A 13,812-nucleotide genomic window follows, 5' to 3' on the forward strand; every position below is an offset into this window, starting at 1 on the left:
TTCTTCCACAAGGGTGCGACAAACCATGTCGCATGTGGCGACAGGGAGAGTTCTATGCCAAAGCCGAGTAAAGGTAAGCCGCCGGGCAGCATCGCAGCTCGCATGCTGGGTATTCTGAGCCTGTTGCCTAGAAAACGGAACGATGCCATCAGTACACCTCTGCTATTTGCTAAGGTCGAGGAAGCCGGCTTCGCCATCGAGAAGCGTACGCTGGAGCGACATCTGCAAAAGCTGCGTGGGCTGCCGGAGTTCGGATATCTCAAGTGCGTAGAGGATGGGAAGGCCAAGAGGTGGTGGCTGGACAAGTCGGTGCCGGAGCTTATGTTGCCCCATGAGACGGCGCTGTCCCTGATGATGTTGATCGATCATGCCCGCCCCCTCTGCGCGACTATCCTCCTTGAGGATCTGGAGCCGCTTTATCAGCATGCCAGGCGTATCGTCGAGCAGGGCTACAAGGACAGTGTTGGTGACTGGGCGAGGAAGTTCGTCAGCAACTCGCGGTTTCAGCAGCTGCTCCCTGCCGAGATCCGTCCCGAAGTTCTCTCCCATCTGAAAGATGCAGTCGTGACCAATAGAAAGGTTGGCGTACTCTATCGTTCGCGCAGTTCCCACAGGGATCAGGAGGCGGTGATCAACCCGCTGGGGATGTCGTTCCAGGATGGCAACCTTTATCTGGCGTGCACCTTCGATGGCGATAGCGAACGCAAGGTCCGCGCCTTGCCTCTGCAGCGCTTCAAGCGTGTCGATCCCCCCAAAGGGGCTGCGCATGCTGAAGTCCCTGCAGGCTTCGAGATGAGCAAGGCGGTGAGAGGAAAGTCGTTCATCACCTCTGAGGACGCGCCGCCTATCGAGTTGCGCTTGCGTCTGGACAAGCCGATGTTCGAACGGCTTTCTGAAAACGCCTTGACCGCGGAGCAGGTGCTGGAGCCCGGGGCTGATGGTGGAGGTACTCTGGAGTGCCGGATTGTCGAAAGCCAAGGGCTGAAGCTATGGATACTGTCTCAGGGCGACAGCATAGAAGTCCTGGCTCCGCAGGCACTGCGTGACGAAGTCGGCGAGAAAGCACGACGCATGGCTGCGCTTTACCAGGGGTGAGTCGCGGATAAAGGCATTGCGACGTGGAATGTCGCGTAGGCGGTGGATACTTGATCCGCCCCACGACAATCAGGAGCGTCGTCATGCTGAAAACCTACTCTGCCCTGTTGCAGCGTGTCATCCCCAACGCAGGCCCCCGAGCCAACTTCCGGGTAACCGTGCAGGCTACCGACTCACAGATGGCCAGGATCACTGCCGAAGCGCAGTATCCGGGGTACAAGTGCTGCGGCGCTCCGATGCAGGTTCGATAGCCATGCAGCACGCCGCCCCCCTCGATAAGGATGCACCGAGCTATTCCGACTTCAGTGCACGCGACTTGAGCATGATAAATGATGAGCCCTGCGTAGCTCCGGTGAATATTGCCGTGATTACCGAAATAAGGGATTTGGCTCAGTCATGGATTGAGCAAACACTGAGCCACTGTAGGCCGGGGGTCGAGGCGGATGAAGCCCGTTATGGACGCTTCCGGTTCCATGCCTGTGCATACAACCAGCTGTTGTCTGTCGGGGATATCCATGAAGCTCATGTCATCGTCGATGCAAAGGCGCCCGGCATTTGGTGGCAAGATGTCAAGCCCCAAGCCAGGCGAGTGTTCTTCCATCACGTCGGAGGAGCTGCTGCAGCTGTTGCCCCTGGTGGAGTCCACTATCTATGGGATAGCCGGGAGGTCGGCAGCGCCTTCTGCGCCAGCCTGTTCTCCATGCTGGCCCGTCCGGGAGTCATTGGACTGACCTGGGAGGATTATGCCGATCTGTTGCCGGACTCTGCCTTTGCGCGAGGTCTGTCATGCGGCGCAGGAGAGCTTGACGCAGCCATTTCTGTTCTCCGGGATCGGATAGCAGGCCTTCCGTCTGCAAGAGTGAAACTGGCTCTTCTGCACATGTATGCCAATGGCGAATTTTCCTTGGGCGATTACGTCGATGTCTGCAGTGCCGCAGAGGAGAGCCTGCCACCGCTGTGTCGCCTGATAGCAACAGTATCCATTACAGGTCGAGCCAAATGGTTCGATGTGCATCTGCTCCTGTTCGCGTATTGACATGGCGTCGACAGCTGGATGGGTTCAGCGTGTGTCAGAGGTGGCCGGTGGGCGCGATGATGGTTTCATCCGATTCGAATCAGGCAAGGAGTAGGGAAATGTACCGCAGTCAGTATCTTGGCGCCGATACCTCCGGCGTGGAGCCTCATGCCGTTCGTGAATTTATCGATTGGCTGGCCGGGAACCTGAGCAGCAAGACGTTGTTCATGCACGAATACATCGATAGGCGCAGCGGCCGGAAGTGGCAGTTCAACGGTCTGGAAGATGCCTGTGAGCGATACCAGTGGAAGCATCGGGGAGTTCCTGGCGTGCCGCCGGGCAACACGCTGGCGAGTAACGCTGATGCCCTGGATGCCCTGCGTACTGCCTTGCAGAGCGCTCTCGCCTGTGGGAATGACCATGCTGCCTGTGATGCTGCCTGCGCAGTCATGAGATGGGGCGGGGTCGGGGCAGGGAATATCCGCTGGCTCCAGACCAATACCGAAGGGCTCGCCAAGTTGCTGTGTTCGACTACGGCAGTGTTGGACAGTGGCAATCCCGGCCTGCTGCACAAGAACCTGCGCTTCAATGCAGGCATGACCAAGGTGTATTCGCTGCTGGCCGAGGATTTCATCATCTACGACAGCCGTGTTGCTGCAGCACTGGGCTGGCTCGTTGTTAAGTACTGCCAGGAGAATGGCCTGTCGCGCGTGCCGGAAGGACTGGCATTTCCTTGGGCACCGTCGAAAGAGGCGCCCAATGCAGCAGTTCCCAAGAACCGCAATCCTGGCCGGAATGGTCTGAGCTTTCCGCGCCTGAATCCCGGTCCGCTTCACGCGGAATGGAACCTGAAAGCGAGCTGGATTCTCGGCGAAGTGTTGCGTCGGGACAAGACCAGCCAGTTTGTTCAGCCCTCCTCGATTCCGGCACTGCGCCGCCTGGAAGCGGCGTTGTTCATGATCGGGTATGACCTGCCCAGGAGCGACCGCGCCGCCCAAGCGGTGCCAAGCAGTATTCCGGCTCCTCATCCTGCCTGGACTGAGTGCTACACCACTGCGAGGCAGAAGCAGTTCCACTATCGCATTGACGACACCGGAATCCTCCTCAAGAGAGGCTCCCGCTTTCCGGTCGACGTGATCAATCGCATGCTGAACAACCTCAGGGAGGAATGCGGCGATGCTCCTTTCCGGTTGGCCAACAGCGCAACGCAGGTCCGCGCCAACGAAGCGGAATTTGGAATCGGAACGGCCTATTTCAGGGCTACTTACGATAGGGGCAATCCGCCTGACTCCAGTGCTCTGGCGGCAGTCCTTGCAGACATCGGGGTACTCCTATTTTCGCCAGATCGCAATGAGTGGTCGCTCAATGCCGCTGAGCTTTGCCCTGACGGCCATCATGGCCCGATCGACGTCAAGTGGATCAGCGAACGCGAGATCGAGCCGTGAGGCTGAGGCGAACCTGGAGAATCTCGTTGGCAAGCCTTCCGGAGCCAGTGGCCATGAGGCGCCGGCCCTCATGCCTGTCGCCGGTTGATTTTTCAAGACGACCGGTCCAATAATCGGCGCATGACAGCTCACGCCCCCCAGCCGCGCCGCGGCCGCCCGCCCAAGCTCGACCGCGACCTGCGCGAAACCCGCGAGGCGCTGCTGCACGCCGGCATGCGCCTGCTCACCGAGCAGGGCTTCCTGGTCACCGGCATCGACGCGGTGCTCAAGCAGGTCAGCGTGCCCAAGGGCTCCTTCTACCACTACTTTCCCAGCAAGGAGGCCTTCGGCCGCGCCGTGCTGGAGCGCTACGCCGGCTACTTCGCTGCCAAGCTGGACCGCTGGCTGCTCGACGAGAGCCGCCCGCCGCTGGCGCGCCTGGAGGACTTCGTCACCGACGCCCGCGCCGGCATGGCCCGCCACGCCTTCCGCCGCGGCTGCCTGGTCGGCAACCTCGGCCAGGAGGTGACCCGCCTGCCCGAGGGCTTCCGCGAGCAACTGGAAGCAGTGCTGTGCGACTGGCAGGCGCGCCTGGCCGCCTGCCTGCGCGCCGCCCAGCAGGACGGCAGCCTAGCGGCGACGCTGGACTGCGACGAGCTGGCGGCGTTCTTCTGGATCGGCTGGGAAGGCGCGGTGCTGCGCGCCCGCCTGGTGCAGAGCGACGCGCCGCTGCAGACCTTCATCCGCGGCTTCCTCGCCCTGCTGCCGCGCTGATTTCTTATCGCCCATTTCTAGACGACCGGTCTAAAACCAGAGAGGTGTGATCCCATGTTCCGCGCCATCCTGATCGACAAGGACGACTCCGGCTACCGCGCCAGCCTGCAGGCGCTCGACGAGGCCCAGTTGCCGGAAGGCGACGTGCGCGTGCGCGTCAGCCACAGCACCCTCAACTACAAGGACGCCCTGGCCATCACCGGCAAGGGCCCGGTGGTGCGCCAGTTCCCCATGGTGCCGGGCATCGACCTGGCCGGCGTGGTGGAGGAGAGCAGCCATGCCGACTTCAAGGCCGGCGACGCCGTGCTGCTCAACGGCTGGGGCGTCGGCGAGACGCACTGGGGCGGCCTGGCCCAGCAGGCGCGCCTCAGGGGCGACTGGCTGATCCCGCTGCCGCAGGGCTTCAGCGCCGCCGAGGCGATGGCGGTGGGTACCGCCGGCTACACCGCGATGCTTTCGGTGCTGGCCCTGGAGCGCCACGGGGTGACGCCCGAGCAGGGCGAGGTGCTGGTCACCGGCGCCAGCGGCGGGGTGGGCAGCTTCGCCGTCGCCCTGCTGGCCAGGCTGGGCTACCGGGTGGTGGCGTCTACCGGCCGCCCCGAGGAGGCCGACTACCTGAAGGCCCTCGGCGCCGCCGAGATCATCGAGCGCGGCAGCCTCAGCGAGCCGGGCCGCCCGCTGGGCCGCGAGCGCTGGGCCGGCGCCATCGATTCGGTGGGCAGTCACACCCTGGCCAACGTCTGCGCGTCCACCCGCTACGGCGGCTGCGTGGCCGCCTGCGGCCTGGCCCAGGGCATGGAGTTCCCGGCCACGGTGGCGCCATTCATCCTGCGCGGGGTGACCCTGGCCGGCATCGACAGCGTGATGCGCCCACGCGCCGACCGCCTCGAGGCCTGGAGCCGCCTGGCCCGCGACCTGGACAAGAGCCTGTTGGCGCCGATCACCCGCACCATCGGTTTGGAGGAAGCCATCCCGGTCGCCGGTGAACTGCTCGCCGGGCGGGTGCGCGGGCGGGTGGTGGTGGACGTGAATCGCTGAGTCCTCATCCGTAGGGTGCGCCGTGCGCACCATCAGCGCCTGCGCCCGGTGCGCACGGCGCACCCTACGCCGACGGATGGACCGATGGCGAACTCAGCCGCCATAGCCCTCCAGCAGATGCAGGTCCTTGAGCTTCACGTAGTTGGCCGCGCTGTAGGTGAAGAAGGCGCGCTCCTTGTCGGAGAGCGGGCGGGCCTGCTTCACCGGGCTGCCGACGTACAGGTAGCCGCTCTCCAGTTTCTTGCCCGGCGGCACCAGGCTGCCGGCGCCGATCACCACCTCGTCCTCGACCACCGCGCCGTCCATGACGATGGCGCCCATGCCGACCAGCACCCGGCTGCCGATGGTGCAGCCGTGCAGGGTCACCTTGTGGCCGACGGTGACGTCCGCGCCGATCTCCAGCGGGTAGCCGTCCGGGTTGAACGGCCCGGCGTGGGTAATGTGCAGCACGCTGCCGTCCTGGATGCTGGTGCGCGCGCCGATGCGGATGCGGTGCATGTCGCCGCGGATCACCGCCAGCGGCCACACCGAGCAGTCGTCGCCCAGCACCACGTCGCCGATCACCACGGCGCTGGGATCGACGAAGGCGCGCGCGCCGAGCTGCGGGGCATGGCCCTGGTAGGTGCGGATGGTCATGGAAAGGCTCCTGGTGAGTTGTCGTGGCCTTCTACTTAGCATGCACGGGGCGAACTGGCGACAGGCATGCCATCCCCCGATCACCCCGATAGCCGCGCCCGAGCTGCGCGCTCGGGCATTTGTCATTAACATGATCCGTGATTCTTCCGACCCAGGGTCAAACGCCGTGACTGCCAACAATCCCCTGCTGCAAGACTTCGACCTGCCGCCCTACTCGGCGATCCGCCCCGAGCACGTCGAGCCGGCCGTCGACCGGATCCTCGAAGACAACCGCGCCGCCATCGCGCGCATCCTGGAAACCCAGGGCGTCAATCCCGACTGGAACGGCCTGGTGCTGGCGCTGGACGAGCTGAACGCGCGCCTGGGCCGCGCCTGGAGCCCGGTCAGCCATCTCAACGCCGTGTGCAACAGCGCCGAACTGCGCGCCGCCTACGAGGCCTGCCTGCCCAAGCTGTCGGCCTACTACACCGAGCTGGGCCAGAACCGCGCCCTCTACGACGCCTGGCACGCCCTGGCCGCCAGCCCGGCGGCGGCCGGCTTCGAGGTCGCCCAGCAGACCATCCTCAAGCACACCCTGCGCGACTTCCACCTGTCGGGCATCGACCTGCCGGAAGCCGAGCAGCAGCGCTACGGCGCGATCCAGATGAAGCTCTCCGAGCTGTCCAGCCGCTTCTCCAACCAGCTGCTCGACGCCACCCAGGCCTGGACCAAGCAGATCACCGACGAGGCGCAGCTGGCCGGCCTGCCGGAGTCGGCGCGCGCGCAGATGCAGCAGGCCGCGCAGGCCAAGGGGCTCGACGGCTGGCTGGTGACTCTGGAGTTCCCCAGCTACTACGCGGTGATGACCTACGCCGACGACCGTGCCCTGCGCGAGGAGGTGTACACCGCCTACGCCACCCGCGCCTCCGACCAAGGCCCCAACGCCGGCCAGCACGACAATGGCCCGCTGATGGCCGAGATCCTCGACCTGCGCCAGGAGCTGGCCCGGCTGCTGGGCTTCCAGCACTACGGCGAGCTGTCGCTGGCCACCAAGATGGCCGAGTCCACCGAGCAGGTGCTCGGCTTCCTGCGCGACCTGGCCGTACGCGGCAAGCCGTTCGCCGAGCAGGATCTCGCCGAACTGCGCGCCTTCGCCGCCGAGCGCGGCGTGGCTGATCTGGCCAGCTGGGACGTCGGCTACTTCAGCGAGAAGCTGCGCCACCAGCGCTACGAGATTTCCCAGGAGCAGGTGCGCGCCTGGTTCCCGATCGACAAGGTGCTGTCCGGCCTGTTCGCCATCGTCGAGCGCCTGTACGGCATCCAGATCGAGGAGCTCAAGGACTTCGACAGCTGGCACCCGGACGTGCGCCTGTTCGAGATCACGGAAAACGGCGCGCAGGTCGGGCGCTTCTTCTTCGACCTCTATGCCCGCGCCAACAAGCGCGGCGGCGCCTGGATGGACGGCGCCCGCGACCACTGGCGCAACAGCGCCGGCGAGCGCATCAGTCCGGTGGCCAACCTGGTGTGCAACTTCACGCCTGCCGCGCCCGGCAAGCCGGCGCTGCTGACCCACGACGAGGTCACCACCCTGTTCCACGAGTTCGGCCACGGCCTGCACCACCTACTGACCCGCGTCGACTATGCCGGCGTGTCGGGCATCAACGGCGTGGCCTGGGACGCGGTCGAACTGCCCAGCCAGTTCATGGAGAACTGGTGCTGGGAGCCGGAGGGCCTGGCGCTGATCTCCGGCCACTTCGAGAGCGGCGAGCCGCTGCCGCAGGAGCTGCTGGACAGGATGCTGGCGGCGAAGAACTTCCAGTCCGGGCTGATGCTGCTGCGCCAGCTGGAGTTCTCGCTGTTCGACTTCGAGCTGCACGCCACCCACGGCGACGGCCGCGGCGTGCTCGAGGTGCTGCAGGCGATCCGCGACGAGGTGTCGGTGTTCCAGCCGCCGCGCTGGAACCGTTTCGCCAATAGCTTCGCGCACATCTTCGCCGGCGGCTACGCGGCCGGCTACTACAGCTACAAGTGGGCCGAGGTGCTGTCCGCCGATGCCTTCGCCAGGTTCGAGGAGGAGGGCGTGCTCAACCCGGCCACCGGCCGCGCCTTCCGCGAGGCGATCCTCGCCCGCGGCGGCTCGCAGGAAGCCATGCAGCTGTTCGTCGACTTCCGCGGCCGCGAGCCGTCGATCGACGCGCTGCTGCGGCACAGCGGCCTGAGCGAGGAGGCGGCATGAGCGAGTACAACCTGAACGCGCCGGTGAAACGCTTCATCGCCGGCGCGGTGTGCCCGGCCTGCGAGGCGATGGACACCATCCAGATGTGGGACGAGGACGGCACGCCGAACCGCCAGTGCGTGGCCTGCGGCTATGCCGACACCCTCGACGCCCGCGGCAACTCGGTGCCCAAGGAGCTGCCGACCCGGGTCAACACCAGCGCGCTGAAGCCCAAGGCAGCCGACCCCAAGGTGCAGACCGTGCAGTTCTTCCCCAATCCGAAGCTGAAGAAGCCGGAGTAGGGCGGAGCAGCGCCGGTAGGGTGCGCCATGCGCACCCACAGGCCACGGCAACGTCGCTGGTGCGCGCGGCGCACCCTGCGGGACGGAGAACAAGGCGCCCACCGTAAGGTCGGCGCCTTGTTCGTTTCAGGCCACCCGGCAGGCCGCCAGCCCCGCCTGCAGCGCCGCGGCATCCTGCGCTTCGGCGAAGATCAGTTCCAGCCGCGAGTCCCTGCGCCACTCGCTGGCCCGCCATACCAGCGCTGCGCCATCCAGCGCATTGGCGCTGTGCCAGCCGTCGTCGGCGCCGTGCAGAACCAGCTTGGCGCGCCGCCAGGGCAGGGCGGCCAGCCACTGCGCGACCTGGTCGCGGTCGAAACGCTGGCTCGGGTGCCAGCGCCAGCCAACGCTCCAGCCGCCAGCTTCTGCATGGATCTGGCAGATCGGCAGCGTCGGGTCGCTCCACAGTGCCGGCAGGCTGCCCGCGCCTGTGGGCAACTTGCTCTCCTCGCTACCCGGCTGCGCGTGCGTACCGATGCCCGGCAGCTCGCTGAGCGGCAGACGGCCCTGGCTGGTCCACAGCAGCGGCCGCGACGGCAGTTGGGCGGCGAGCAGGGCGCGGGCGGTGGGGTCGAGGCTCTCGCTCTTGTTCAGCAGCAGCAGCCCGGCCGCGCCCAGCGCGGCCTGCTGCGCCGCCGGCAGCGGGCGACCGGCGGCCAAGGCGGCGGCATCCAGCACCACCACACTGGGCTGCACGGCGAGCACCTCGCGCCACGGTTCGTCCTGCAGCTGGCGCAGCAGCTCGGCCGGGTGGCCGAGGCCGGACGGCTCGATCAGCAGGCGGTCCGGGCGCGCCTGGCGCAGCAGGCGGCCGAGGCCGACCTGGAAGGGCGCGCCGTTGACGCAGCACAGGCAGCCACCGGCCACCTCGCCGAGAGCGATGCCGTCCTCGCCGGTGGTCAGCAGCGCGGCATCCAGGCCGACCTGGCCGAACTCGTTGATCAGGATCGCCCAGCGCTCGCCCTCCGGCTTCTGCGCCAGCAGCTCGCGGATCAGGGTGGTCTTGCCGGCGCCGAGCGGGCCGGCGATCAGATGGGTGGGAATGTGCTTGAGCATGGGTCGCCTGTGGATAAGCCTGGGGAAAAACTGTGCAGGCCTGTGGACAAGGTCATCGGAGAGTCATTCTCGCCGGATTGCCGGCAAAGCGCGATGGCCGCCCGCGCCACAGCGGCCGACGCCGGGTAAACTGCGCGCGCCCAGCCTCCCGGAGCCCGACCATGCGCCAGATCCTGCCCATCCTGCTCGCCGTCCTGCCGTTGCCGGCGCTGGCCGAGGCCTGCGTGGTGCACAGCCAGGGCAAGGGAGTGGCCGTGCAGCTCTGCCAGCAGAACGTCAGCATCCCCAAGGGCCTGTTCCGCGACGGCTTCTGCCAGCCCAAGCTGAAGGATCAGGAAATCCGTGTGGAGTTCGTCGAGCAGTGCCCGGAAGGCGCCTACGGCGTATGCAGCGGCGCCCAGGCCGGCAACGCCGCCTACCGTCAGGACGTCCACTACTACGGCGTGGCCAGCGACGCCCGCTACCTCCAGCCGTTCTGCGAGAAGCAGAGCGGCGGCCAGTGGCGCAAGCCCTGAGGCTCAGGCCAGCTCCTCCAGCCACGCCCCGAACGGATCCTCCAGCGCCAGCCAGGCCTGCTCGCCCGGAGCCATCTCCGCCTCGCTCAGCAGGCAGGCGTCCAGCTCGGCGTGCAGGCGGGCGAAGTCGATGTGCTGGCCGATGAACACCAGCTCCTGGCGGCGGTCGCCGCAGCCATCCTGCCAGTGGGCGAGGATCGCCGCCTGGCTCTCCGCGTCCTGCGGCCACTCCGCGCGCGGCACCGCGTGCCACCAGCGCCCGGCATAGCCGTAGCGCATCAGCCCGCCGGCCTGCGACCAACTGCCGGCCTCGGCCGGGCGGCTGGCCAGCCAGAACCAGCCCTTGGAGCGCAGCAGGCGGCCGTTGTCCCACTCGCGGTGCAGGAAGTCGTGGAAGCGCCGCGGATGCAGCGGCCGGCGCGCGCGCCAGGCGGTGGAGGCGATACCGTATTCCTCGGTCTCCGGCACGTGCTCGCCGCGCAGCTCGGCCAGCCAGCCCGGCGCCTGCGCCGCGCGCTCGAAGTCGAAGCGTCCGGTATTCAGGACCTTCGCCAGCGGCACCTGGCCCATGACCATCGGCAGCACCTCGGCCTGCGGGTTGAGACGCGCGAGCATGGCCAGCAGCTCGGCACGCTCGGCGCCGGAGATCAGGTCGGTCTTGCTGACCAGGATGACGTCGGCGAACTCCACCTGGTCGATCAAGAGATCGGTGACCGAGCGCTCGTCGTCCGCGCCGAGGCTCTCGCCGCGCTCGCCGAGCGCCTCGGCCTCGCGCAGGTCGCGCAGGAAGTTCACCCCGTCGACCACGGTGACCATGGTGTCGAGGCGCGCCAGGTCGGCGAGGCTCCGCCCCTGCTCGTCGCGGAAGGTGAAGGTCTCGGCCACCGGCAGCGGCTCGGCGATGCCGGTCGACTCGATCAGCAGGTAGTCGAAGCGCCCCTCGCCGGCCAGGCGGGCGACCTCCTCGAGCAGGTCCTCGCGCAGGGTGCAGCAGATGCAGCCGTTGCTCATCTCCACCAGCTTCTCCTCGCCGCGGCTGAGGCTGACGCCCTGCTGCACGGCGGCGGCGTCGATGTTCACCTCGCTCATGTCGTTGACGATCACCGCGACCCGCAGGCCCTCGCGGTTCTTCAGCACGTGGTTGAGCAGGGTGCTCTTGCCGGCGCCCAGGAAGCCGGACAGCACGGTGACGGGGAGACGGGAATCCATCGGACGACCTCGGAATGGCAGACGGCAGTGCTTGGTTAAATTTGAGTTATAACATAACATTTTCTACCGCCTGACCATCAAGGGACTGCCGATGAACAGCCTGAGCCTGCCGGATATCGCCGCGCAAACCTCTTCTGCCCAGTTGCCGCTGGAGCGGGTCGGCATGGCCGGCATCGCCCAGCCGGTCGTCCTGCACGGCCAGCGCCTCGCCGCCCGGATCAGCGCCGGGGTCAGCCTCGACGATGCCGCGGCGCGCGGCATCCACATGTCGCGCCTGTACCTGGCGCTGGAGGCGCTGGAAACGGAGGAACTGAGTCCGGCGCTGCTGGCCAGGGTGCTCGGCGAGTTCCTTGCCAGCCATGCCGGCCTGTCCACGGCCGCCCACCTGGAGATCCGCGCCGAGGCGCTGCTCAGGCGCCCGGCACTGGTCAGTCCGCTGGCCGGCTGGAAGGGCTATCCGCTGGTGGTCGAGGCTCGCCTGGACGACCGTGGCCTGGAGGTGACCCTGGAGGTGACGATCGGCTACTCGTCGACCTGCCCCTGCTCGGCGGCGCTGGCGCGCCAGCTGATCCAGCAGCGCTTCGCCGAAGACTTCGCCGGCCAGCCGCTGGAGCCCGGCGCGGTGCTGGAATGGCTGGGCAGCAGCGCCGGCATCCTCGCCACCCCGCACAGCCAGCGCTCGAGCGCGACCCTGCGCGTGCGCCTGCGCCCCGGCGCCGCACACCTGCCGCTGCTGGCGCTGATCGAGCGCGCCGAGGCGGCACTGGGCACCGCCCTGCAGACCGCGGTCAAGCGCGCCGACGAGCAGGCCTTCGCCCTGGCCAACGGGCAGAACCTGATGTTCTGCGAGGACGCCGCGCGGCGCCTGCACGTCGCCCTGCTCGCCCAGCCGGGGCTGGAGGCTTTCGAGCTGCGCGTGGTGCACGCCGAAAGCCTGCACGCCCACGACGCGGTGGCGGAGAGTCGCTGGAGCAGGGAGACGGCATGATCCGCGCCGAGGGCCTGCAGTGGGGCACGCCCGGACGGCCGCTGACCCCGCCGCTCGACCTGCGCCTGGCGGCGGGCAGCCTGACCGCGGTGGTCGGCGCCAACGGCTGCGGCAAGAGCAGCCTGCTCAGGGTGCTCGCCGGGCTGCAGGCGCCGCTGGCCGGGCGCCTGCGGATCGCCGCGCAGGGCCTCGGCGCAGTCGGCTACCTGCAGCAGCAACAGGCCATCGACCGCCAGTTTCCCATCGAGCTGGCCCAGCTGGTCGCCGCCGGCCTGTGGCGCACGCGCCTGCCGCGCAGCGCGCGCCGGCAGCGGCTCGATGCGGCGCTGGCCGCCTGGGGCCTGAGCGAACTGGGCGGACGGCCGCTGGTCGCCCTGTCCGGCGGGGAACTGCAGCGCGGCCTGCTCGCCCGTCTAGAGCTGACCGACGCGCCGCTGCTGCTGCTCGACGAGCCGGCCGCCGCCCTCGACGAGGCCGGCCAGCGCCTGCTCTGGCGGCGCCTCGCCGCCTGGCAGCGGGACGGCCGTACGCAACTGGTGGTCTGCCATGATCTGGCCGATGTGCGCGAGCACCTGCCGGACTGTCTGCTGGTCGGCGCCGACGGCTGCCGCTGCGGGCCGAGCCGCGAGTTGCTGAGCGCGCCCCTGGTGCAGGAGGCCTGATGCTCGACCCACTCTGGCAACCCTTCGCCGAATTCGCCTTCCTGCGCCGCGCCCTGGCCGGCGGCGTGGCGCTGGCACTGAGCACTGCCCCGCTGGGCGTGTTCCTGATGCTGCGCCGCATGAGTCTGATGGGCGATGCCATCGCCCACGGCGTGCTGCCCGGTGCGGCGCTGGCCTTCTGGCTGTTCGGCCTGAGCCTGCCGGCGCTGGCCGCAGGCGGGCTGGTCGCCGGCCTCGGCATGGCGGCGCTGGCCGCCTGGGTGACGCGGCGCACCGGCCTGCGCGAAGACGCCAGCCTGGCCGCCATCTACCCGATATCGCTGGCCAGCGGGGTGCTGCTGCTCGGCCTGGCCGGGCGGCGCATCGACCTGCTGCACCTGCTGTTCGGCTCGGCACTGGCGGTGGACGCCGCGACCCTGCGCAGCATGCTGGTGGTCTCCGCCGCCAGCCTGACGCTGCTGGCGCTGATCTACCGCCCGCTGGTGCAGGACAGCCTGGACGCCGTGTTCCTGCGCAGCGTCAGCCGACGTGGCGCGCCGGCATATGCGCTGTTCCTCGCCCTGGTGGTGCTCAACCTGGTTTCCGGCTTGCACGCCATCGGCGCGCTGATGGTGATCGGCCTGCTGGTGTTGCCGGCCGCCGCCGCGCGCTTCTGGAGCCGGCGCCTGCCGGTGCTGCTGGGCGTGGCCGCCGCTCTCGGCGCGCTGTGCGTGTGGCTCGGCCTGCTGCTGTCCTTCCACGCCAACCTGCCGAGCGGCCCCTGCATCGTGTTGCTCGCCGGTGCTGCCTACCTGCTGTCGGTGTGTCTCGGGCCGGTCCACGGCCTGCTGCGCCGCAGCCCGCCGCCCCTGTCCTGCTGAGGATC

The 13,812-nt window shown here is 68.0% G+C and carries 14 protein-coding genes; 11 read left to right on the forward strand and 3 right to left on the reverse strand.

Annotated features, from left to right (window positions below; translation table 11 throughout):
• Positions 1-54: 54 nt before the first annotated feature.
• From SK095_RS14470 to SK095_RS14490, 5 genes are all read left to right on the forward strand, one after another.
• Positions 55-1,095: a helix-turn-helix transcriptional regulator gene (locus SK095_RS14470; protein WP_136491186.1), complete on the forward strand. Its 1,041-nt coding sequence runs from the start codon at positions 55-57 to the stop codon at positions 1,093-1,095.
• Positions 1,096-1,348: 253 nt separating this feature from the next.
• A complete protein-coding gene (locus SK095_RS14475) occupies positions 1,349-2,131 on the forward strand; it encodes a hypothetical protein (RefSeq protein WP_320546684.1) in 783 nt (260 codons plus the stop codon).
• A gap of 98 nt (positions 2,132-2,229) precedes the next feature.
• Complete coding sequence (locus SK095_RS14480) at positions 2,230-3,555, forward strand: hypothetical protein (RefSeq protein WP_320546685.1); 1,326 nt, start codon at positions 2,230-2,232, stop codon at positions 3,553-3,555.
• A 120-nt stretch (positions 3,556-3,675) separates the two neighbouring features.
• A complete protein-coding gene (locus SK095_RS14485; protein WP_136491067.1) occupies positions 3,676-4,308 on the forward strand; it encodes a TetR/AcrR family transcriptional regulator in 633 nt (210 codons plus the stop codon).
• A 54-nt stretch (positions 4,309-4,362) separates the two neighbouring features.
• Entirely contained in the window at positions 4,363-5,346 is a 984-nt protein-coding gene (locus SK095_RS14490; RefSeq protein WP_136491068.1) for an MDR family oxidoreductase, read from the forward strand.
• 93 nt (positions 5,347-5,439) lie between these two features.
• Here SK095_RS14490 and SK095_RS14495 read toward each other — a convergent pair whose 3' ends face one another.
• Positions 5,440-5,982, reverse strand: coding sequence for a gamma carbonic anhydrase family protein (locus SK095_RS14495; RefSeq protein ID WP_320546686.1), 543 nt, complete (start codon positions 5,980-5,982; stop codon positions 5,440-5,442).
• 130 nt (positions 5,983-6,112) lie between these two features.
• Here SK095_RS14495 and prlC point away from each other — a divergent pair, with 130 nt between their 5' ends.
• Together prlC and SK095_RS14505 are read left to right on the forward strand one after the other, a co-directional pair.
• Positions 6,113-8,197: an oligopeptidase A gene (gene prlC, locus SK095_RS14500; RefSeq protein ID WP_168772546.1), complete on the forward strand. Its 2,085-nt coding sequence runs from the start codon at positions 6,113-6,115 to the stop codon at positions 8,195-8,197.
• Positions 8,194-8,478 carry a YheV family putative zinc ribbon protein gene (locus SK095_RS14505; protein ID WP_136491071.1) on the forward strand — a complete coding sequence of 95 codons (285 nt, stop codon included), beginning with the start codon at positions 8,194-8,196 and terminating at the stop codon, positions 8,476-8,478. The genes prlC and SK095_RS14505 overlap by 4 nt, the downstream gene beginning before the upstream one ends.
• 126 nt (positions 8,479-8,604) lie before the next feature.
• On the opposite strand, the gene SK095_RS14510 is transcribed toward SK095_RS14505, so the two are convergent.
• On the reverse strand, positions 8,605-9,573 hold the full coding sequence (locus SK095_RS14510) for a CobW family GTP-binding protein (RefSeq protein ID WP_136491072.1): 969 nt from the start codon (positions 9,571-9,573) through the stop codon (positions 8,605-8,607).
• A 161-nt stretch (positions 9,574-9,734) separates the two neighbouring features.
• Between SK095_RS14510 and SK095_RS14515 the strand changes: the two genes are divergently transcribed.
• The gene (locus SK095_RS14515; protein ID WP_136491073.1) at positions 9,735-10,088 is read left to right on the forward strand and encodes an NADH:ubiquinone oxidoreductase; all 354 of its coding nucleotides are present in this window, start codon (positions 9,735-9,737) and stop codon (positions 10,086-10,088) included.
• A gap of 3 nt (positions 10,089-10,091) precedes the next feature.
• Here the strand turns inward: SK095_RS14515 and zigA are convergent, their stop codons facing one another.
• Positions 10,092-11,297: a zinc metallochaperone GTPase ZigA gene (gene zigA / locus SK095_RS14520; protein ID WP_136491074.1), complete on the reverse strand. Its 1,206-nt coding sequence runs from the start codon at positions 11,295-11,297 to the stop codon at positions 10,092-10,094.
• Positions 11,298-11,388: 91 nt separating this feature from the next.
• Between zigA and folE2 the strand changes: the two genes are divergently transcribed.
• The 3 genes from folE2 to SK095_RS14535 are packed head-to-tail and all read left to right on the forward strand — an operon-like array spanning position 11,389 to position 13,807.
• On the forward strand, positions 11,389-12,285 hold the full coding sequence (gene folE2 / locus SK095_RS14525) for a GTP cyclohydrolase FolE2 (RefSeq protein ID WP_136491075.1): 897 nt from the start codon (positions 11,389-11,391) through the stop codon (positions 12,283-12,285).
• Positions 12,282-12,947 carry a metal ABC transporter ATP-binding protein gene (locus SK095_RS14530; RefSeq protein WP_320546687.1) on the forward strand — a complete coding sequence of 222 codons (666 nt, stop codon included), beginning with the start codon at positions 12,282-12,284 and terminating at the stop codon, positions 12,945-12,947. Before folE2 ends, SK095_RS14530 begins: the two co-directional genes overlap by 4 nt.
• Positions 12,947-13,807: a metal ABC transporter permease gene (locus tag SK095_RS14535; protein ID WP_320546688.1), complete on the forward strand. Its 861-nt coding sequence runs from the start codon at positions 12,947-12,949 to the stop codon at positions 13,805-13,807. Before SK095_RS14530 ends, SK095_RS14535 begins: the two co-directional genes overlap by 1 nt.
• The last annotated feature ends 5 nt before the right edge of the window (positions 13,808-13,812 follow it).

Source organism: Pseudomonas sp. AN-1 (assembly GCF_034057115.1).
Lineage (GTDB): Bacteria > Pseudomonadota > Gammaproteobacteria > Pseudomonadales > Pseudomonadaceae > Geopseudomonas.

What these genes read in the sequence shown, in the direction of transcription:
- zigA (WP_136491074.1), bottom strand. Translation starts at nt 11,297, where the DNA reads ATGGATTCCCGTCTCCCCGTCACCGTGCTGTCCGGCTTCCTGGGCGCC.
- prlC (WP_168772546.1), top strand. Translation starts at nt 6,113, where the DNA reads ATGATCCGTGATTCTTCCGACCCAGGGTCAAACGCCGTGACTGCCAAC.
- SK095_RS14505 (WP_136491071.1), top strand. Translation starts at nt 8,194, where the DNA reads ATGAGCGAGTACAACCTGAACGCGCCGGTGAAACGCTTCATCGCCGGC.
- SK095_RS14485 (WP_136491067.1), top strand. Translation starts at nt 3,676, where the DNA reads ATGACAGCTCACGCCCCCCAGCCGCGCCGCGGCCGCCCGCCCAAGCTC.
- SK095_RS14535 (WP_320546688.1), top strand. Translation starts at nt 12,947, where the DNA reads ATGCTCGACCCACTCTGGCAACCCTTCGCCGAATTCGCCTTCCTGCGC.
- SK095_RS14480 (WP_320546685.1), top strand. Translation starts at nt 2,230, where the DNA reads ATGTACCGCAGTCAGTATCTTGGCGCCGATACCTCCGGCGTGGAGCCT.
- SK095_RS14530 (WP_320546687.1), top strand. Translation starts at nt 12,282, where the DNA reads ATGATCCGCGCCGAGGGCCTGCAGTGGGGCACGCCCGGACGGCCGCTG.
- folE2 (WP_136491075.1), top strand. Translation starts at nt 11,389, where the DNA reads ATGAACAGCCTGAGCCTGCCGGATATCGCCGCGCAAACCTCTTCTGCC.
- SK095_RS14515 (WP_136491073.1), top strand. Translation starts at nt 9,735, where the DNA reads ATGCGCCAGATCCTGCCCATCCTGCTCGCCGTCCTGCCGTTGCCGGCG.
- SK095_RS14475 (WP_320546684.1), top strand. Translation starts at nt 1,349, where the DNA reads ATGCAGCACGCCGCCCCCCTCGATAAGGATGCACCGAGCTATTCCGAC.
- SK095_RS14470 (WP_136491186.1), top strand. Translation starts at nt 55, where the DNA reads ATGCCAAAGCCGAGTAAAGGTAAGCCGCCGGGCAGCATCGCAGCTCGC.
- SK095_RS14510 (WP_136491072.1), bottom strand. Translation starts at nt 9,573, where the DNA reads ATGCTCAAGCACATTCCCACCCATCTGATCGCCGGCCCGCTCGGCGCC.
- SK095_RS14495 (WP_320546686.1), bottom strand. Translation starts at nt 5,982, where the DNA reads ATGACCATCCGCACCTACCAGGGCCATGCCCCGCAGCTCGGCGCGCGC.
- SK095_RS14490 (WP_136491068.1), top strand. Translation starts at nt 4,363, where the DNA reads ATGTTCCGCGCCATCCTGATCGACAAGGACGACTCCGGCTACCGCGCC.